The organism is Citrobacter sp. Marseille-Q6884 (genome assembly GCF_945906775.1).
In the GTDB taxonomy this organism is placed as follows: domain Bacteria; phylum Pseudomonadota; class Gammaproteobacteria; order Enterobacterales; family Enterobacteriaceae; genus Citrobacter.
The window spans coordinates 239,889-259,955 of sequence record NZ_CAMDRE010000002.1 but is presented as its reverse complement, the minus strand read 5'-3'; the positions used below and the strand labels follow the sequence as shown (position 1 = coordinate 259,955).

Annotated in this window: 16 protein-coding genes; 8 read left to right on the top strand and 8 right to left on the bottom strand. The window is 51.6% G+C overall.

Annotated features, from left to right (window positions below; all coding sequences use genetic code 11):
• The first annotated feature begins 191 nt into the window (after positions 1-191).
• Together bepA and arsC are read left to right on the top strand one after the other, a co-directional pair.
• Complete coding sequence (bepA, locus tag N7268_RS16190; protein ID WP_198903365.1) at positions 192-1,655, top strand: beta-barrel assembly-enhancing protease; 1,464 nt, start codon at positions 192-194, stop codon at positions 1,653-1,655.
• A 12-nt stretch (positions 1,656-1,667) separates the two neighbouring features.
• On the top strand, positions 1,668-2,027 hold the full coding sequence (arsC, locus tag N7268_RS16185) for an arsenate reductase (glutaredoxin) (RefSeq protein ID WP_260863696.1): 360 nt from the start codon (positions 1,668-1,670) through the stop codon (positions 2,025-2,027).
• Positions 2,028-2,063: 36 nt separating this feature from the next.
• Here the strand turns inward: arsC and N7268_RS16180 are convergent, their stop codons facing one another.
• From N7268_RS16180 to N7268_RS16165, 4 genes are all read right to left on the bottom strand, one after another.
• A complete protein-coding gene (locus tag N7268_RS16180; protein ID WP_260864688.1) occupies positions 2,064-2,765 on the bottom strand; it encodes a DnaA inactivator Hda in 702 nt (233 codons plus the stop codon).
• A 95-nt stretch (positions 2,766-2,860) separates the two neighbouring features.
• Positions 2,861-4,150, bottom strand: coding sequence for a uracil permease (gene uraA, locus N7268_RS16175; protein ID WP_260863695.1), 1,290 nt, complete (start codon positions 4,148-4,150; stop codon positions 2,861-2,863).
• Between the two features lie 96 nt (positions 4,151-4,246).
• Positions 4,247-4,873: a uracil phosphoribosyltransferase gene (upp, locus tag N7268_RS16170; protein ID WP_096756189.1), complete on the bottom strand. Its 627-nt coding sequence runs from the start codon at positions 4,871-4,873 to the stop codon at positions 4,247-4,249.
• A 183-nt stretch (positions 4,874-5,056) separates the two neighbouring features.
• Positions 5,057-6,487, bottom strand: a complete 1,431-nt coding sequence (locus tag N7268_RS16165) for a 6-phospho-beta-glucosidase (protein WP_260863694.1) — start codon at positions 6,485-6,487, stop codon at positions 5,057-5,059.
• Positions 6,488-6,783: 296 nt separating this feature from the next.
• On the opposite strand from N7268_RS16165, the gene purM reads away from it, so the two are divergent.
• The 4 genes from purM (at position 6,784) to ppx (ending at position 12,319) form a co-directional block, all read left to right on the top strand.
• Positions 6,784-7,821: a phosphoribosylformylglycinamidine cyclo-ligase gene (purM, locus tag N7268_RS16160; protein WP_260863693.1), complete on the top strand. Its 1,038-nt coding sequence runs from the start codon at positions 6,784-6,786 to the stop codon at positions 7,819-7,821.
• Complete coding sequence (gene purN / locus N7268_RS16155; RefSeq protein WP_198903359.1) at positions 7,818-8,459, top strand: phosphoribosylglycinamide formyltransferase; 642 nt, start codon at positions 7,818-7,820, stop codon at positions 8,457-8,459. The genes purM and purN overlap by 4 nt, the downstream gene beginning before the upstream one ends.
• A gap of 247 nt (positions 8,460-8,706) precedes the next feature.
• Complete coding sequence (gene ppk1 / locus N7268_RS16150; RefSeq protein ID WP_260863692.1) at positions 8,707-10,773, top strand: polyphosphate kinase 1; 2,067 nt, start codon at positions 8,707-8,709, stop codon at positions 10,771-10,773.
• 4 nt (positions 10,774-10,777) lie between these two features.
• Positions 10,778-12,319 carry an exopolyphosphatase gene (ppx, locus tag N7268_RS16145; RefSeq protein ID WP_260863691.1) on the top strand — a complete coding sequence of 514 codons (1,542 nt, stop codon included), beginning with the start codon at positions 10,778-10,780 and terminating at the stop codon, positions 12,317-12,319.
• Here the strand turns inward: ppx and N7268_RS16140 are convergent.
• Positions 12,299-14,569, bottom strand: coding sequence for a sensor domain-containing phosphodiesterase (locus N7268_RS16140; RefSeq protein WP_260863690.1), 2,271 nt, complete (start codon positions 14,567-14,569; stop codon positions 12,299-12,301). The genes ppx and N7268_RS16140 overlap by 21 nt on opposite strands.
• Positions 14,570-14,731: 162 nt before the next feature.
• Positions 14,732-14,893: a hypothetical protein gene (locus N7268_RS16135; protein ID WP_260863689.1), complete on the bottom strand. Its 162-nt coding sequence runs from the start codon at positions 14,891-14,893 to the stop codon at positions 14,732-14,734.
• Positions 14,894-14,922: 29 nt separating this feature from the next.
• Between N7268_RS16135 and N7268_RS16130 the strand changes: the two genes are divergently transcribed.
• Positions 14,923-15,114, top strand: coding sequence for a YfgG family protein (locus N7268_RS16130; protein WP_198903355.1), 192 nt, complete (start codon positions 14,923-14,925; stop codon positions 15,112-15,114).
• Between the two features lie 264 nt (positions 15,115-15,378).
• Here N7268_RS16130 and guaA read toward each other — a convergent pair whose 3' ends face one another.
• A complete protein-coding gene (gene guaA, locus N7268_RS16125) occupies positions 15,379-16,956 on the bottom strand; it encodes a glutamine-hydrolyzing GMP synthase (protein ID WP_260863688.1) in 1,578 nt (525 codons plus the stop codon).
• Between the two features lie 68 nt (positions 16,957-17,024).
• On the bottom strand, positions 17,025-18,491 hold the full coding sequence (guaB, locus tag N7268_RS16120) for an IMP dehydrogenase (RefSeq protein ID WP_198903353.1): 1,467 nt from the start codon (positions 18,489-18,491) through the stop codon (positions 17,025-17,027).
• 161 nt (positions 18,492-18,652) lie between these two features.
• On the opposite strand from guaB, the gene xseA reads away from it, so the two are divergent.
• Positions 18,653-20,038 carry an exodeoxyribonuclease VII large subunit gene (gene xseA / locus N7268_RS16115; RefSeq protein ID WP_260863687.1) on the top strand — a complete coding sequence of 462 codons (1,386 nt, stop codon included), beginning with the start codon at positions 18,653-18,655 and terminating at the stop codon, positions 20,036-20,038.
• Positions 20,039-20,067 lie beyond the last annotated feature (29 nt).

Sequence of the window (20,067 nt, the reverse complement as noted above, 5' to 3'; positions counted from 1 at the left end):
CGATCCCGAATTGTATCGAAATGTCACAAAAAAGACTTCGCTTTTTATGGCTGAATCCGCAAAGTGAAAAGACATTTTTCCTGGGTGTTCATCAACAAATTTCACAGTTACACTCTCAATGCTGACAGAGTGTGAACGATACTTCACAGCATGGGTCAAATGGCTATCTCCAAGAACACAGGACAGAGGTTATGTTCAGGCAGTTGAAAAAGAACCTGGTTGCTACCCTCATTGCTGCCCTGACCATCGGTCAGGTCGCGCCCGCATTTGCTGACACTGCGGACACCTTACCCGATATGGGAACCTCAGCAGGGAGTACGCTTTCCATAGGACAGGAAATGCAGATGGGCGATTATTACGTCCGCCAACTGCGCGGCAGTGCGCCGTTAATTAACGATCCGCTGCTGACTCAATACATTAATTCTCTGGGGATGCGTCTTGTCTCACACGCAGACTCAGTAAAAACGCCCTTCCATTTCTTTTTGATTAACAACGATGAAATAAACGCCTTTGCCTTTTTTGGCGGTAACGTCGTTCTGCATTCTGCGCTCTTTCGCTATTCCGATAACGAAAGTCAGTTGGCATCCGTAATGGCGCACGAAATCTCCCACGTCACGCAGCGTCACCTGGCGCGCGCCATGGAAGATCAGAAACGTAGCGCGCCACTGACATGGGTCGGCGCATTAGGTTCTATTTTATTAGCGATGGCCAGTCCGCAAGCGGGGATGGCGGCATTGACCGGTACGCTGGCGGGAACCCGTCAGGGGATGATCAGCTTTACGCAGCAAAACGAACAGGAAGCGGACCGTATTGGTATTCAGGTTCTGCAACGCTCAGGTTTCGATCCACAGGCGATGCCGACGTTTCTGGAGAAGCTGCTCGATCAAGCGCGTTATTCCACGCGTCCCCCTGAAATTCTGCTGACTCACCCCCTGCCGGAGAGCCGTCTGGCCGATGCGCGTAACCGTGCGAATCAGATGCGTCCGGTGGTGGTGCAATCCTCTGAAGATTTTTATCTGGCAAAAGCCCGTACACTGGGTATGTACAACTCTGGCCGTAATCAGTTGACCAGTGACCTGCTGGATAACTGGTCTAAAGGCAACGTCCGTGAGCAACGTGCCGCGCAGTACGGCCGGGCATTACAGGCGATGGAAGGCAGTAAATATGATGAGGCACGCAAAGCACTGCAACCGCTGCTGGCGGCCGATCCGAATAATGCCTGGTATCTCGACCTGGCCACCGATATCGATCTCGGCCAGAAGAAAACCAGCGACGCCGTTAACCGCCTGAAAAATGCACGCGATCTGCGCGTTAACCCGGTATTGCAGCTTAATCTGGCGAATGCCTATTTGCAGGCAGGACAACCCAAAGAAGCGGCAACCATTCTGAATCGTTATACGTTTAACAATAAAGACGACGGCAACGGCTGGGATCTGTTAGCGCAAACGGAAGCGGCTCTGAATAACCGCGATCAGGAACTGGCGGCACGCGCGGAAGGTTATGCCCTGGCAGGACGCCTTGACCAGGCTATCTCAATGCTTAGCAGCGCAAGCTCACAGGTGAAACTGGGCAGCCAGCAACAGGCCCGGTACGATGCCCGTATCGACCAGCTACGCCAGCTGCAAGAGCGTTTTAAACCGTATACGAAGATGTAACAGGAAACAACAATGTCTGACGCGATTAAGATCTACCATAACCCACGCTGCTCAAAGAGTCGTGAAACGCTGGAATTACTTAAATCCAACGGCGTAGAGCCGGAAGTGGTGCTTTATCTCGAGACCCCTGCTGATGCCGCAACGCTGCGTCAGCTGCTGCAGATGCTGGGCATGTCCAGCGCCCGCGAACTCATGCGCCAGAAAGAAGATCTCTACAAGTCGCTTAATCTGGCGGATGCGCAGCTGAGTGAAAATGCGTTGATTCAGGCAATGGTGGAAAATCCAAAACTGATGGAGCGTCCGATTGTGGTCGCTAACGGTCAGGCGCGGATTGGTCGTCCGCCAGAGCAGGTACTGGAAATCGTCGGTTAACCACAGCAAGCACCGTCGTCATGCCGACTGCGGTGCTTACAGTTTTAAAATCTCTTTAACGAACGGAATGGTCAGTTTGCGCTGAGCGGTGATTGACGCGTGATCCAGTTGATCCAACGTCATAAATAAAGTGCGCATTTCCCGATCCAGACGTTTTAGCAGAAAACGCCCCACATCCTCTGGGAGTTCGAACCCACGCAGCCGGGCGCGTAATTGCAACGCCTGAAGTTTATCTTCATCCGAGAGTGGTTGAAGCTTGTAGATCTGTCCCCAATCCAGACGCGAAGCCAGATCCGGCAACCCGAGATTCAGTTGTCTTGGCGGGCGATCGCCGGTGATCAGCAGGCGAGTTTTCCCGGATTCAAGTATGCGGTTGTAGAGATCAAAGATCGCCATCTCCCACAAGGAATCTCCGGCCACGCATTCGATGTTATCGATACACACCAGTGACAGATGCTCCATACCGTCAAGTACTTCCGGTACGAACCAGGTGCGTTTATCCAGCGGCACATAGCCTACCGCATCGCCGCGCCCGGACAGTTCGGCGCACGCTGCATGCAGTAAATGGCTGCGGCCCGCGCCTTCACGCGACCAAAGATAGATATACCCGCTATGTTCCTGACGCAGCACATTTTGCAGCGCGGCCAGTAAAGAGGAGTTATCCCCCGGCCAGAAACTTGCAAACGTTTCATCGTCAGGAAGATAAAGTGGCAAAGAGAGCTGTGCCGGTGTGTTCAGAGATACCTCAACCCAGGATTTCATAAAATCGTGGTGAGTTTACCACAGAAATGTGTCGTGATAGAACCGGGCAGCACTGCTGCCCGGTCAGAGACTTAGTGTTGCGGTGTCTCGGCATCTTCAGCATCCAGAACAACTTCTTCCGGACGCAGCAAACTGATCACTTTGAAGATCAGGCTCAGGCACACACCCACAATGGTCGCCAGCGCCATTCCTTTCAGCTCAGCAGCCCCAATGTGCACCTTCGCGCCACTCACGCCGATGATCAGAATGACCGACGTCAGGATCAGGTTTTGCGCTTTGTTGTAATCCACTTTTGATTCGATCAATACGCGAATACCGGAAGCGCCGATCACCCCGTAAAGTAGCAGCGATACGCCGCCCATGACCGGCAATGGAATGATCTGAATCGCGGCAGCCAGTTTACCCACGCAGGAGAGCAGAATGGCAAAAATCGCCGCGCCGCCAATAACCCAGGTACTGTACACACGGGTAATCGCCATCACACCGATGTTTTCGCCGTAAGTGGTATTCGGCGTGGAGCCAAAGAAACCGGAAATCACCGTGGAGAGACCGTTAGCGAACATCGAACGATGCAGGCCAGGATCACGGATCAAATCTTTCTTCACGATATTGGCCGTGACCACCAGATGCCCGACGTGTTCGGCAATCACCACCAGCGCCGCAGGCAGAATGGTCAGGATAGCAACCCATTCAAAGCGTGGCGTGTAGAAGGTCGGCAGAGCAAACCAGTGAGCCTGTGCAATCGGCGTGGTATCCACGACGCCCATGACAAAGGAGAGCGCATAGCCCGCCAGCACCCCAATCAGAATAGGAATAATGGCCATAAAGCCACGGAACAGCACGGAACCGAATACCGTTACCGCCAGCGTCACCATAGAGATGATGATGGTTTTAGAATCCGGTAATTGTCCTTCAGCAGGCAGCAAGCCAGCCATGCCCGCAGCCACACCCGCCAGTTCCAGACCGATGACGGCAACGATTGCGCCCATTGCCGCGGGTGGGAACATCACATCCAGCCAGCCTGTCCCTGCTTTCTTCACAATGAAAGAAACCAGGCAGAACAGAACGCCGCACATAATAAAACCACCGAGCGCCACTTCATACCCTAACGGCAGCAACAGTAGTACCGGGGAGATAAATGCGAAGCTGGACCCCAGATAAGCAGGGATTTTTCCTTTACAGATAAAGAGATACAGCAACGTACCAATGCCGTTAAACAGCAGGACGGTAGCCGGGTTGATGTGGAACAGAACTGGCACCAGTACCGTTGCGCCAAACATGGCGAACAGGTGCTGCAAACTAAGCGGGATTGTCTGTAAAAGCGGCGGTCTTTCACTCACCCCGATAGCACGGCGCGTCATAGTGTTTTCCTCTGAGTGTTGTTTGTTATTAGCGATTTGGTTGTTTTATTCAAAAAAAAGCCGACTCTTAAAGTCGGCTTCTTTTTATTTGTTCATTTACTTAGTACCAAAAATCTTATCGCCGGCATCGCCGAGTCCCGGAATAATGTATCCGTGCTCGTTCAGCCCCTGATCGATAGATGCGGTGTACAGCTCAACATCCGGGTGCGCTTTTTCCAGTGCGGCGATACCTTCCGGTGCTGCGACCAGTACCAGCACTTTAATGCTGCTGCAGCCCGCATTTTTCAGCAGGTCGATGGTCGCAATAACCGAACCACCGGTAGCCAGCATCGGGTCAACGATCAGCGCCATACGCTCATCGATGTTAGAAACCAGTTTCTGGAAGTAAGGTACCGGCTCCAGCGTTTCTTCGTTACGGTACATTCCCACAACGCTGATACGCGCACTTGGTACGTTTTCCAGTACGCCTTCCATCATACCGAGACCCGCACGCAGGATTGGCACAACGGTGATTTTTTTACCCTTGATTTGGTCTACTTCAACCGGGCCATTCCAGCCTTCAATGGTCACTTTTTCGGTTTCCAGACCGGCGGTTGCTTCATAAGTCAGCAGACTGCCAACTTCCGAGGCGAGTTCACGAAAGCGTTTAGTGCTGATGTCGTTTTCACGCATCAATCCCAGCTTGTGTTTGACGAGTGGGTGTTTGACTTCCACGATCTTCATACTCTTCTCCTTTCCTCAGACGAGTGGCAACCACAAAAAAAATCGCCGGATTATACCGCTTTTCCTCTCTGGCGCAACACCGTATACGCTTGATATGGATCAACCAAAGTCATTTGCGTCTGGATGATGAGTATAAAGCAAACCCCGCACAACGGGCGGGGTTTGGTATCAATGCATTGAATTCTATAAACATTCAGCGTTTGTATGTATGACCTTTTGATACCATGAAAAAGATATCTTCGGAGAGCGCGCTAATGTCCCGCTACCGTCATTATTTTTATCGACATAAATAAAGCCGTAGCGTTTTTTCATTTCCCCGGTCCCCGCTGACACTAAATCAATGCAGCCCCACGGCGTGTAGCCCATCAGATCCACGCCATCTTCCACCACCGCTTTTTTCATCTCACGGATGTGCGCAGCAAGGTAGTCGATACGGTACTGGTCGTTTACCGTACCATCACGCTCCAGTACATCAATCGCGCCAAACCCGTTCTCAACGATAAACAGCGGTAGCTGATAGTGATCCCAAAACCAGTTCAATGCATAGCGAAGACCCACCGGATCAATCTGCCATCCCCAGTCCGACTTCTGCACGTACGGGTTGGAAACCAGGCTTTTCGATTCGTCATAATCGAGCTGCGGATTATCCGCCGTGGCCTGAGTCGCAAACGACATATAGTAGCTAAAACCGATGTAATCGACACAGCCATGAGTCAGGGCCTGACGGTCTTCCTCGGTGATATCCAGCGCAAAACCGCGACGTTCAAAGTAATTAAGCAGATGCTGCGGATATTTTCCGCGCACATGTACGTCGGTAAACCAGTAACGTCGGTGCATGGCGTTCATCGCCATCATCATATCGTCTGGCGCACAGGTCAGCGGGTAGATAGGACACATGGCGATCATGCACCCAACCCGCAATGCCGGGTTAATTTCACGCGCGGCCTTTACCGCCAATGCGCTGGCGACCAACTCATAGTGCGCCGCCTGGTACATTACCGGCTCACGGTCCTCTCCTGGTAGGTACTTCAGGCCCGAGTTGGTAAAGGGGGCAAAATCTTCGTGATAGTTCGCCTGGTTGTTGATCTCATTAAACGTCATCCAGTACTTCACTTTGTGCTGGTAACGGGTGAAGACCACCCGGGCAAAACGGACAAAGAAATCAATCAGTTTGCGGTTACGCCAGCCACCGTACTCTGTCACCAGATGATAAGGCATCTCAAAATGCGACAGCGTAATGACCGGTTCAATTCCGTATTTCAGGCATTCGTCAAACAGGTCATCATAAAACTGCAATCCGGCCTCGTTGGGTTGGGTTTCATCCCCTCGCGGAAAAATACGTGTCCAGGCAATGGATGTGCGAAAACATTTAAAGCCCATTTCGGCAAACAGTTTAATGTCGTCTTTATAGCGGTGGTAGAAGTCGATAGCCTCATGGTTAGGGTAATTTTTGCCGCTAATCACACCGTCGGTAATTTCGCGCGCCACTCCATGAGCCCCTGCCGTCATCACATCGGCAACGCTCATTCCTTTTCCCCCCTCCTGCCAGCCACCTTCAAGCTGATGAGCGGCAACCGCGCCGCCCCACATGAAATCTGCTTTAAATCCAGACATACCTTTCCCCTATGGTGATTGCACTGTTCAAAAACGCATGCTCTGAGGTACATAACAGAAAACAGAAACCGGTTTCAGTAAGATACTGTGTATTCACCAGGCAGGTTTCAAGCACAAGAATGAACCCGGTTTCATTTTCGTGGCACAGTTCAAACAAATGCCTCCAAGAGCGGAGAGTGCTGAAAAATCCAGCAGATAAAAGTCAATGCAGAGCAGGCTCGCAAACGTTTGCTTTCCCTGTTAGAATTGCGCCGAATTTAACTTTTACTCAAAGTAAACACGTGGGGAACCAGGCAGTGACCGATAAAACCTCTCTTAGCTACAAAGATGCCGGTGTTGATATTGATGCGGGTAACGCTCTGGTTGATCGAATCAAAGGCGTAGTAAAGAAAACGCGTCGCCCGGAAGTGATGGGTGGTCTGGGTGGCTTCGGTGCGCTGTGCGCATTGCCGCAAAAATATCGTGAACCGGTACTGGTTTCCGGCACGGATGGCGTCGGCACCAAACTGCGTCTGGCGATGGATCTGAAACGCCACGACACCATCGGTATTGACCTGGTGGCAATGTGTGTCAATGACCTCGTTGTTCAGGGCGCTGAGCCGCTGTTTTTCCTCGACTACTACGCGACAGGCAAACTGGATGTGGATACCGCAGCCAGCGTGATTAACGGCATTGCCGAAGGTTGCCTGCAGTCCGGTTGTGCGCTGGTCGGTGGAGAGACCGCTGAAATGCCGGGCATGTACCACGGTGAAGATTACGACGTGGCTGGTTTCTGCGTCGGGGTGGTCGAGAAATCAGAAATTATCGACGGTTCAAAAGTGGCTGATGGCGATGTACTGATTGCGCTGGGCTCCAGCGGTCCGCATTCCAACGGTTATTCGCTGGTGCGTAAAATCGTCGAAGTCAGCGGTTGTGACCCGGAAACAACCGAGCTTGAAGGTAAACCGCTGGCCGATCACTTACTGGCTCCGACCCGCATCTATGTGAAATCCATTCTGGATCTGATCGAGAAGGTTGATGTCCATGCTATCGCGCACCTGACCGGCGGTGGTTTCTGGGAAAATATTCCTCGCGTACTGCCAGATAACACCCAGGCGGTTATCGACGAATCATCATGGCAATGGCCTGCCGTCTTCAACTGGCTGCAAAGCGCCGGTAACGTCAGCCAGCACGAGATGTACCGCACCTTTAACTGCGGCGTAGGCATGGTTATTGCCCTGCCGGAAGCTGAAGTGGAAAGCGCCCTCGCCCTGCTGAAGGCAAAAGGTGAAAACGCATGGAAAATCGGTATCATCAAAGCTTCTGATTCCGAACAGCGTGTGGTCATTGAATGAAAAACATTGTGGTGCTCATTTCCGGCAACGGAAGCAATTTGCAGGCGATAATCGACGCCTGCAAACAGAAAAAAATCAATGGCACCATACGTGCAGTATTCAGCAACAAGGCCGATGCGTTCGGCCTTGAACGTGCGCGAGAAGCGACGATTCCAGCCTATTCCCTGGAATCCAGCCAGTTTGACAGTCGCGACGCGTTCGATCGGGAACTGATCCGGGAGATCGACACCTGGGCACCCGATGTGGTGGTGCTAGCCGGGTATATGCGTATTCTCAGCCCGGCATTTGTCGCTCACTATTCAGGACGTCTGCTGAACATACACCCTTCTTTGCTGCCAAAATATCCTGGTCTGCACACGCACCGTCAGGTGCTGCAAAACGGCGATGAAGAGCATGGTACTTCCGTTCATTTCGTGACTGACGAACTGGACGGTGGACCGGTGATTTTACAAGCGAAGGTTCCGGTTTTTGACGGCGATAGCGAAGAGGATGTCACTGCCCGTGTGCAGGCACAGGAGCATGCCATTTACCCGCTGGTGGTAAGCTGGTTTGTCGATGGTCGCCTGAAGATGCGTGATAACGCCGCCTGGCTGGATGGCAATCGCCTTTCACCACAAGGTTATGCGGCTGACGAATAATACCGTCGCCAATGACACCCCATCTCCATGCCGGAAAAGAGACCTCAGTGTCACTATTCGGCATTGCAGTATCTGATTACCGGATAGCGGCATCAATGCCTTATCCGGCCTACACCACGGGTATCCCTTTCTCTTTGCTATCAGACGGTTTATTGTCATACTTTTCTGGCACAGTTGGACATCTGAGAGCAATGCTCGCCATAATAAATCGGTAGTGTCCCGTGAATGAAACGGAGTAAAAGTGGTAATGGGTCAGGAAAAGCTATATATCGAGAAAGAACTCAGCTGGTTAGCGTTCAATGAACGTGTACTCCAGGAAGCTGCTGATAAATCAAACCCGTTGATCGAACGGATGCGCTTCTTAGGCATCTATTCCAATAACCTCGACGAGTTTTACAAAGTTCGCTTTGCCGAACTGAAGCGCCGTATCATTATTAGCGAAGAACAGGGTTCAAACTCTCACTCCCGCCATCTGTTAGGTAAAATCCAGGCCCGCGTTTTAAAAGCCGATCAGGAATTTGACGGTCTGTACAACGAATTGTTGCTGGAGATGGCTCGCAACCAAATCTTCTTAATCAATGAACGCCAGCTGTCAGTGAACCAACAGAGCTGGTTACGCCATTACTTCAAGCAATATCTTCGCCAGCACATTACGCCGATCCTGATTAACCGCGAAACAGATTTAGTCCAGTTTTTGAAAGACGACTATACCTATCTGGCTGTGGAGATTATTCGCGGCGATACCATTCGCTATGCGCTGCTGGAAATTCCGTCTGATAAGGTTCCCCGCTTTGTGAATCTGCCGCCGGAAACGCCGCGCCGTCGCAAGCCAATGATCCTGTTGGATAATATCTTACGTTATTGCCTTGATGACATCTTCAAAGGGTTCTTTGATTACGATGCGCTGAATGCCTATTCGATGAAAATGACCCGCGACGCCGAATACGATTTGGTGCACGAAATGGAATCCAGCCTGATGGAACTCATGTCGTCCAGTCTGAAGCAGCGTCTGACCGCTGAACCTGTGCGCTTTGTTTATCAGCGCGATATGCCAAATGCGCTGGTAGAAGTTCTGCGTGAAAAGCTGACCATTTCTCGCTACGACTCAATCGTACCCGGTGGCCGTTACCATAATTTTAAAGACTTTATTAACTTCCCTAACGTTGGCAAAGCCAATCTGGTCAACAAACCGCTGCCGCGTCTGCGCCACATTTGGTTTGATAACGAGAAATTCCGTAACGGATTTGACGCCATTCGCGAGCGCGATGTGTTGCTGTATTATCCGTACCATACTTTTGAGCACGTACTTGAGCTGCTGCGTCAGGCCTCCTTTGACCCGAGCGTACTGGCGATTAAAATCAACATCTACCGTGTGGCAAAAGACTCGCGCATCATCGACGCAATGATCCACGCCGCTCACAACAGTAAGAAAGTGACGGTAGTGGTAGAACTGCAGGCGCGTTTCGATGAAGAAGCCAACATTCATTGGGCCAAGCGTCTGACCGAAGCCGGCGTACACGTTATCTTCTCCGCGCCAGGGCTGAAAATTCACGCCAAGCTGTTCCTGATCTCACGTAAAGAAGGCGATGAGGTCGTACGCTACGCCCATATTGGTACCGGCAACTTCAACGAAAAAACGGCTCGTCTGTATACCGACTATTCATTGCTCACCGCTGATTCTCGCATTACCAATGAGGTCCGCCGGGTGTTCAACTTTATTGAGAACCCGTATCGTCCGGTGACGTTCGATTATCTGCTGGTGTCTCCACAAAACTCCCGGCGTCTGCTGTACAGCATGATCGACAAAGAGATTGCCAATGCGCAGCAGGGATTACCTTCTGGTATCACCTTAAAACTGAATAACCTGGTCGATAAAGGGCTGGTTGATCGCCTTTACGCGGCCTCAAGTTCAGGAGTGCCGGTCAATTTACTGATCCGTGGTATGTGTTCGCTGATCCCGAGCTTAGAAGGGATCAGTGACAATATTCGCGTCATCAGCATCGTTGACCGCTACCTTGAGCATGATCGGGTCTATATCTTCGAGAACGGCGGCGATAAGCAAGTGTATCTCTCCTCCGCAGACTGGATGACGAGGAACATCGATTATCGTATCGAAGTCGCCACTCCGCTTCTTGACCCACGCCTTAAGCAACGCGTGCTGGATATTATCGAGATCCTGTTCAGCGATACGGTGAAAGCCCGTTACATCGATAAAGAACTGAGTAATCGCTACGTGCCTCGTGGAAACCGTCGTAAGGTTCAGTCACAATTGGCGATTTATGACTACATCAAATCACTCGAGCAACCTGACTAACGCTATGCCAATACACGACAAGTCACCACGACCGCAGGAGTTCGCTGCGGTCGATCTTGGATCAAATAGTTTTCATATGGTCATTGCCCGCGTGGTTGATGGCGCGATGCAAATTATCGGACGGCTGAAACAACGCGTACATCTGGCGGACGGCCTCGGCGAAGACAACAAGCTGAGCGAAGAGGCAATGGAACGCGGATTAAGCTGTTTGTCATTGTTCGCAGAACGTCTGCAGGGTTTCCCTCCATCAAGCGTATGTATTGTGGGAACCCATACCTTGCGTCAGGCACTGAACGCGACGGATTTTCTCAAGCGGGCAGAAAAGGTCATTCCTTATCCGATTGAAATTATTTCCGGCAACGAAGAAGCCCGACTGATTTTTATGGGCGTGGAACATACACAGCCAGAGAAAGGTCGCAAACTGGTCATCGACATCGGCGGTGGATCGACGGAGCTGGTGATCGGGGAAGATTTCGAGCCCAAACTGGTCGAAAGCCGCCGTATGGGCTGTGTCAGCTTTGCTCAGATGTATTTCCCTGGCGGCACAATTAGCCGGGAAAATTTCCAGCGCGCCCGTATGGCGGCAGCGCAAAAACTGGAGACATTGACCTGGCAGTTTCGCATTCAGGGCTGGAACGTCGCGCTGGGCGCCTCAGGCACCATTAAGGCGGCGCACGAAGTACTGCTGGAGATGGGCGAGAAAGATGGTTTTATCACCCCTGAACGTCTGGACAAGCTGACCAGTGAAGTCCTGAAACACAACTCCTTTGAGGCGCTCAGTTTGCCGGGGTTGTCTGAAGAACGAAAAGCGGTTTTTGTGCCGGGTCTGGCTATTCTGTGCGGCGTTTTTGATGCGCTGGCTATCCGTGAGCTTCGGCTTTCCGATGGCGCACTGCGTGAAGGCGTACTGTATGAAATGGAAGGTCGTTTTCGCCACCAGGATGTGCGCAGCCGTACCGCCAGTAGCCTGGCGAACCAGTACAACATCGACAGTGAACAGGCTCGACGCGTACTGGAAACGACCATGCAGATGTATGAACAGTGGCACGCTCAGCAGCCAAAACTGGCGAATCCGCAACTGGAAGCGCTACTCCGCTGGGCGGCAATGCTGCACGAAGTTGGGTTAAACATTAACCACAGCGCCCTGCACCGCCACTCGGCTTATATTCTGCAAAACAGCGACCTGCCGGGGTTCAACCAGGAGCAGCAGTTGATGATGGCGACGTTAGTTCGCTATCACCGTAAAGCCGTGAAGCTGGACGACCTCCCGCGTTTCACCCTGTTCAAGAAAAAACAGTTCCTGCCGTTAATCCAGCTGCTCCGGCTGGGGGTATTGCTGAATAATCAGCGTCAGGCGACGACAACGCCGCCAACGCTGACGCTGATAACCGACGACAATCACTGGACATTGCGTTTCCCGCACGACTGGTTCAGCCAAAACGCCCTGGTGTTGCTCGATCTGGAAAAAGAACAGCAGTACTGGGAAGCCGTTACAGGATGGCGACTCAAAATTGAAGAAGAGAGCTCACCCGATATCGCCGCGTGAGTTTTCGACAGGTGCCAGCACGTCTGGCGCCTGTTCTTCCAGGATCGCATCCAACGGCTGCGGTTTGCCAATCAAATACCCCTGCATATAATCAATACCCAGCGAAACGACCGCACTGCGTATTTCTTCACTTTCGACGTACTCTGCAACCACTCGCATTTTCTTCATGCGCGCCAAATGGCAAATCGACGCCACAATTTGGTAGTCGAGGCTATTCGATACCATATTGCGGATAAAGCTACCGTCGATCTTCAGAATATCGGCATTGACGTTTTTCAGCCGCGCATAGCTGGCGTAGCCGGTACCAAAATCATCAATCGCTATCTGACAGCCCAATACCTGCAACTGCAACAACGTTGCCTGAGCCTGCTCTGCATTGGTTAATGCGTTACTCTCCGTCACCTCAAACACCAGTTGCCACGCTTCAATCTGATACTTCGCCAGCAATTGAGCGATATCGGTCGGGAGTCGGGCACGACACACGGACGTCGGTGACAAATTGATAGCAAAGCGACGGGCTGGCATGCTTTCCCGATTCTGAGCCATAAATTTCAGCGTATGCTCAATCACCCAAAGATCGATGCTGGATGACAATCCAAACTCATGCGCGACAGGCAAAAAACAATCAGGCGCAATGGTCTCCCCCTCCTCCCCCTTTAGCCGTAGCAGGATTTCATGATACGCATCCCCACGTACGCCAAAGATCGGTTGTGCCATCAGGAAGAAATGATCGTGTTCCAGCGCTTGCTGAAGTCGATTCATCATGGCGACTTTATCTTTCAGGTCTCGCTGCAGGTGCATGGCGCCGCGTCGTTGCAAATTTTCGGGCGCATTGGTCGCCAGAGAGAGATCGGCAATTGTACTCAGCTCACCCAACAGCAGGTAGATATGGCTGACCGGAGAGCGTACATAGCAGTAGCTCACGCCGACCTGCGGCTGCAACGTCATACCATCCCAGATAAAGCGAAATTGCTTAATGTGCTTATCCAGCGCCTCAATGCGTTGCTGGTGCGATTCGGTCGTCAGGCGTAACACGAGGTCGTGCCCGGACATCTGGTAGACACACTCATCCGACGCCAGTTTTTCCGTAATCCAGTGAGACAGTTTCTGCTTGTACTGGATCCTTAGCATGACGCCGTAATTTTTTCCGAGTAACTCTAACCCCGGCACGCGCAAATAACAGAGCGCTGACCACGGGGTACTTTTTAACGCCCGATTTAAAGAGCGTAAATTAGGAATATGTACGACAGGATCCAGATAAGCCAGGCGGCGGACACGGGCGCTCACAATTCGCTGGCGCGTGGCCAGCACGGCCATGTAACTCACGATGAAGGAGAAAACCAGGTAACTTGAAGAGGTGATCGCAAGCTGCGTATCGTAGCCCGAATACCAGGGCATATAGCGCTGATAATGATGAATTGCCGTAATAAGTATGACTGCCCATATTAACGAAATAAATCTATACCCGTAGCGCATTGCCCCCCACAACATAACCGGCAATAAGAGCGACAAGGTGTAATTCGTGCTAAATATGGAGCTATCCTCACTTAATGGCATACACAGCAATACCATTAGTGCGGTCAATATTATCAACCAGATAGCGAGCTCTTTTTTTGTTACCTTCTTATCAAATTGTAGTTTTAATTGCGAAAAATAACCGCGTAAATGCAAGGGATTACGGAGAGTTCGAATAATGAAATAACACAGTGGCACACCAATGAGATTCCCCACCAGTAATGCCTGATAGTTAATGAGTGTCGTAATATTTAAAGGCATTACACCCATCATGCCGGATTTACTTTCGTATACCCCAACAAACGCCGCAAATTGAAAGAGGATCAGGAATAACGTCGCCGGACAGAACACCTGCCAGAACATGCGCTGGAACATCAGGTGCGAGTCTCCATGGGCAACGTTGCTGCGACGTGGCGCAAATACCCGATACCCTCCCCAACTAAGCACGATTGTAACTATAAAGTGCGCAATAATTGAGAGCGTTTCTGATAGCCCCACTTGCGGATATTTATAGCAGAAAATTGCCACGATAATTCCCGGCAATGCGGCTAAGCCAAAAAACAGCATCAGGCTAATCATCAGTGCTAAAGGCAGATAAAAAAGAATAATACTGCCAGTACTAATATGTGCGTAGGTCGTTGCCGTGCTCAATATTGGCAACAACAATGAAGGTAAGATGAGAGGTAATGCCCACCATTTATCTCTAATACGAATATAATTTTTATTGAGTTTCATAGATGCTCAGTCGAATCCCTCACATCCTGAAGGGAGCTTTCAGCCGGGTGTCCCACCAGACTTTAAAACAATGATGCGCGGATACATCACAATGACGTACCAATTCTAGTGGTCACTTGAGGGTGACGTTTGATATATATCAAAAAAAATACCCCCCATTAATCATTTATTACTTTTTTTCTTTTTCATTATCGTTAATTCATTATTAATGCAAATAATAAAATTAATTTCCATAACATAAAAAGATAAAACAGTTGAAGCTTTTTTACATAACGATGAATTGACCATTCTCTCACAGTATGCCTTAATGTAAGTATCGCCCATCTCGTTGGGTACACGTGAAGGAACCTTTTGTGAGTCAGGCCACCAGTATGCGAAAACGACATCGATTTAACAGTCGCATGATCCGTATCATATTGCTTATCAGTTTTCTCTTCTTCTTCGGTCGCTTTGTCTACTCCGCCATCGGTGCGTGGCATCATCATCAGGACAAAAAAGAAGCGCAACAGTCCACACTCTCCGTAGAAACGCCTGCTCAGCGCTAACCTTTATTGACCGACCTCACGAGAAACTGGCGGTGTATTACCGCCTGAACACATCTTTTGTTAACGCCTTTTCAGCCCAACACATTCACACCTGCGTCCTGCGTAATGCTGTGCTTGCCGCTATGATGAATCTTATTCTTATTTTTCCTTATCTTGCTGATATTACGGCGATAATCAGGAACAGCAGACAGTAAAAAGCCCCCTGTAAAAACAGAGGGCTTTTGCGCGTATTACCTGTTCAGATTCAGGTCAAAGCGGGGATGATTATTCCCACTCAATCGTTGCTGGCGGTTTGCCGCTGATGTCATACACCACGCGGGAAATACCGTTCACTTCGTTGATAATACGGTTGGATATACGGCCGAGGAAATCGTACGGCAGATGCGCCCAGTGTGCGGTCATGAAATCGATGGTTTCAACAGCACGCAGGGAAACAACCCAGTCGTACTTACGGCCATCGCCCATCACGCCAACAGAACGAACCGGCAGGAACACGGTGAACGCCTGGCTCACTTTGTTGTACAGGTCAGCTTTGTGCAGCTCTTCAATGAAGATAGCATCCGCACGACGCAGCAGGTCGCAGTACTCTTTCTTCACTTCACCCAGTACACGCACGCCCAGACCTGGACCCGGGAACGGATGACGGTACAACATGTCATACGGCAGACCCAGCTCCAGACCGATTTTACGCACTTCGTCTTTGAACAGCTCTTTCAGCGGCTCAACCAGACCCATCTTCATCTCTTTCGGCAAACCGCCCACGTTGTGGTGAGATTTGATGACGTGTGCTTTACCGGTCGCAGACGCGGCAGATTCGATAACGTCAGGATAGATAGTACCCTGCGCCAGCCATTTCACATCTTCCAGCTTCAGCGCTTCTTCATCGAACACTTCAACGAATACGCGACCGATGATCTTACGTTTTGCTTCTGGATCGTTCTCACCTTTCAGCGCGGTCAGGAAGCGTTCTTCCGCCGGAACGTGAACGATGTTCAGACCGAAGTGGTCACCGAACATATCCATCACCTGCTCAGCTTCGTTCAGACGCAGCAGGCCGTTATCAACAAATACGCAGGTCAGGTTTTTACCGATAGCACGGTGCAGCAGCATGGCGGTAACAGAAGAGTCAACGCCACCAGACAGGCCGAGGATCACTTTATCGTTGCCAACCTGCTCACGAATACGCGCAACCGCGTCGTCGATGATTTTTGCCGGCGTCCACAGGGCTTCACACTGGCAGATATCACGTACAAAACGTTCCAGCATGCGCATCCCCTGACGGGTGTGCGTCACTTCCGGGTGGAACTGTACGCCGTAGAAGCGTTTCTCTTCGTTCGCCATAATGGCAAACGGGCAGCTTTCGGTGCTGGCTACGGTAACAAAGTCAGACGGGATTGCTGTCACTTTATCACCGTGGCTCATCCACACATCCAGCAGCGGTTTACCGTCTGCTGTCAGCGAGTCTTCAATGCCGCGAACCAGCGCGCTGTCGGTCAGAACTTCAACCTGCGCGTAACCGAACTCACGCTCATTTGAACCTTCTACGTGACCGCCCAGCTGCATTGCCATGGTCTGCATGCCATAGCAAACGCCGAATACCGGAACACCGGCTTCAAACACGTATTGCGGTGCGCGCGGGCTGTTTTCTTCAGTGGTGCTTTCCGGACCACCGGAAAGAATGATGCCGCTAGGATTAAATTCGCGAATTTGTGCTTCAGTAACATCCCATGCCCACAGTTCGCAATACACGCCCAGCTCACGCACGCGACGTGCAACCAGTTGAGTGTACTGCGATCCGAAATCAAGGATAAGAATGCGATGCTTGTGAATATTGTCTGTCATTGACGATTGTTCCGAGGCAAGTGAAACAGGGTAAATAAATCGCCCGACGCAGAGTCGGGCGAAGAAAATCAGGAACCCAGACGGTAGTTCGGGGATTCTTTGGTGATGGTCACGTCGTGAACGTGGCTTTCCTGAATACCCGCACCGCTGATACGTACAAATTCCGCTTGAGTACGCAGCGCGTCGATAGTACCACAGCCGGTCAGACCCATACAGGAGCGCAGGCCGCCCATCTGTTGGTGAATAATCTCTTTCAGGCGACCTTTATAAGCCACGCGACCTTCGATACCTTCCGGGACCAGTTTGTCAGCGGCGTTATCGCTCTGGAAGTAACGGTCGGAAGAACCTTTGGACATCGCGCCCAGGGAACCCATACCACGGTAGGATTTGTAAGAACGACCCTGGTACAGTTCGATTTCACCCGGGGATTCTTCAGTACCCGCCAGCATGGAACCTACCATGACAGCAGCGGCACCCGCCGCGATGGCTTTAGCGATATCGCCGGAGAAACGAATACCACCGTCAGCGATAACCGGAATACCGGTGCCTTCCAGCGCTTCAACCGCGTCGGAAACGGCAGTGATCTGCGGAACCCCTACGCCAGTGACGATACGGGTCGTACAGATGGAGCCTGGGCCGATACCCACTTTAACCGCGCTGCAACCGGCTTCCGCCAGCGCACGTGCGCCAGCGCCCGTTGCAACGTTACCGCCGATAATTTGCAGATCCGGGTATTTTGCACGGGTTTCACGAATGCGTTGCAAAACGCCTTCAGAGTGACCGTGAGAGGAGTCAATCAGCAGCACGTCAACGCCCGCCGCAACCAGCGCATCAACGCGCTCTTCGTTACCCGCGCCCGCGCCTACCGCAGCACCTACGCGCAGACGGCCATGCTCGTCTTTACAGGCGTTAGGTTTACGTTCTGCTTTCTGGAAATCTTTTACAGTGATCATGCCACGCAGGTGGAAACTGTCGTCAACCACCAGCGCTTTCTCAACGCGTTTTTCGTGCATTTTTGCCAGAACAACATCACGCGCTTCGCCTTCACGTACGGTAACCAGGCGCTCTTTCGGCGTCATATATACGCTAACCGGCTGGCTAAGGTCAGTCACAAAACGTACGTCACGACCGGTAATGATACCGACCAGTTCGTTATCTTCTGTCACCACCGGGTAACCGGCGAAACCATTACGCTCAGTCAATTCTTTCACTTCGCGCAGGGTGGTGGTTGGCAGAACGGTCTGCGGGTCAGTAACGACGCCGGATTCGTGTTTTTTCACACGGCGAACTTCTTCCGCCTGGCGTTCAATGGACATGTTTTTGTGGATAAAACCGATGCCGCCTTCCTGTGCCAGTGCAATAGCAAGGCGCGCTTCCGTCACGGTGTCCATGGCTGCGGAGAGCATAGGAATGTTCAAGCGAATCGTTTTTGTCAACTGCGTGCTGAGGTCAGCAGTATTCGGCAGAACGGTGGAATGAGCGGGAACGAGGAGAACGTCGTCAAACGTCAGGGCTTCTTTGGCAATACGTAGCATGGGCAATATCTCGACCAGAGTGGTTAATAAATATTGCCGTGGCATTATACAGAGCGTAACCGATTGCATCCACACTTTTTTGCAAAAAAACCTTGCGCTCCCCTGTGGGCAGGTTACTATCGATTGAATAACCTGCTGATTTAGAATTTGATCCCGCTCACATGTTATCCTCTCAAACCACCTCAATCTTTACCGTAAGCCGCCTGAATCAGACGGTTCGTTTACTGCTTGAGCAAGAGATGGGGCAGGTGTGGATTAGCGGAGAAATCTCGAATTTCACCCAGCCCTCTTCCGGTCACTGGTATTTTACGCTGAAAGATGACGCCGCTCAGGTGCGTTGCGCGATGTTCCGCAACAGCAACCGCCGCGTTACGTTCCGCCCGCAGCATGGGCAGCAAGTGCTGGTCCGCGCCAACATTACGCTGTACGAGCCGCGCGGCGACTACCAGATTATTGTTGAAAGTATGCAGCCGGCAGGTGAAGGCCTGCTTCAGCAGAAGTACGAACAGCTGAAAGCAAAGCTGCAGGCTGAAGGGTTATTCGATCAACAGTACAAGCAATCTCTGCCTTCCCCCGCTCACTGCGTAGGGGTGATCACCTCAAAAACCGGCGCCGCACTGCATGATATTTTGCACGTGCTAAAGCGTCGCGATCCGTCATTGCCCGTCATTATCTACCCTACAGCCGTTCAGGGTGACGATGCGCCAGGACAAATTGTCCGCGCCATTGAACGGGCAAACGCGCGCGGCGAATGCGACGTGTTAATCGTCGGTCGCGGCGGCGGCTCACTGGAAGATTTGTGGAGCTTTAACGATGAATGCGTAGCCCGGGCGATTTTTGCCAGCCGTATCCCGGTTGTCAGTGCAGTGGGCCACGAAACTGACGTCACCATTGCCGACTTTGTCGGGGATTTGCGTGCGCCCACGCCTTCGGCGGCAGCAGAAATGGTCAGTCGTAATCAACAGGAACTGCTGCGTCAGCTACAGAATGGTCAGCAGCGGCTGGAAATGGCGATGGATTATTTCCTCGCCAACCGCACTCGCCGCTTTACGCAGATCCATCATCGTTTACAACAGCAGCATCCACAGTTACGTCTGGCGCGTCAGCAAACTGCGCTGGAACGTCTGCAAAAACGCATGAGCTTTGCGCTGGATAATCAGCTTAAGCGCGCGGTTTCTCGCCAGCAGCGTGTTGTCCAGCGTCTGAATCTGCAAAACCCGCAGTCGCGCATTCACCGTACGCAAACCCGTATTCAGCAACTGGAGTATCGTCTGGCGGAGAACCTGCGCACCCAGCTGAGCGCCACTCGCGAACGCTTTGGCAATGCGGTGACGCATCTTGAAGCCGTGAGCCCGCTTTCCACGCTGGCGCGGGGATACAGCGTGACCACCGCCGCCGATGGCGCGGTGTTGAAACAGGTTAAGCAGGTGAAAGCGGGCGACACATTAACAACCCGCCTTGGTGATGGTGTGGTGGTGAGCGAAGTCAGCGCCATCACAAAAATGCGCAAACCTCGCAAGAAAAATGTGGACTCCCGGAACGGATAAAATGCGCCAGCATCTTATCCGTTAACCTT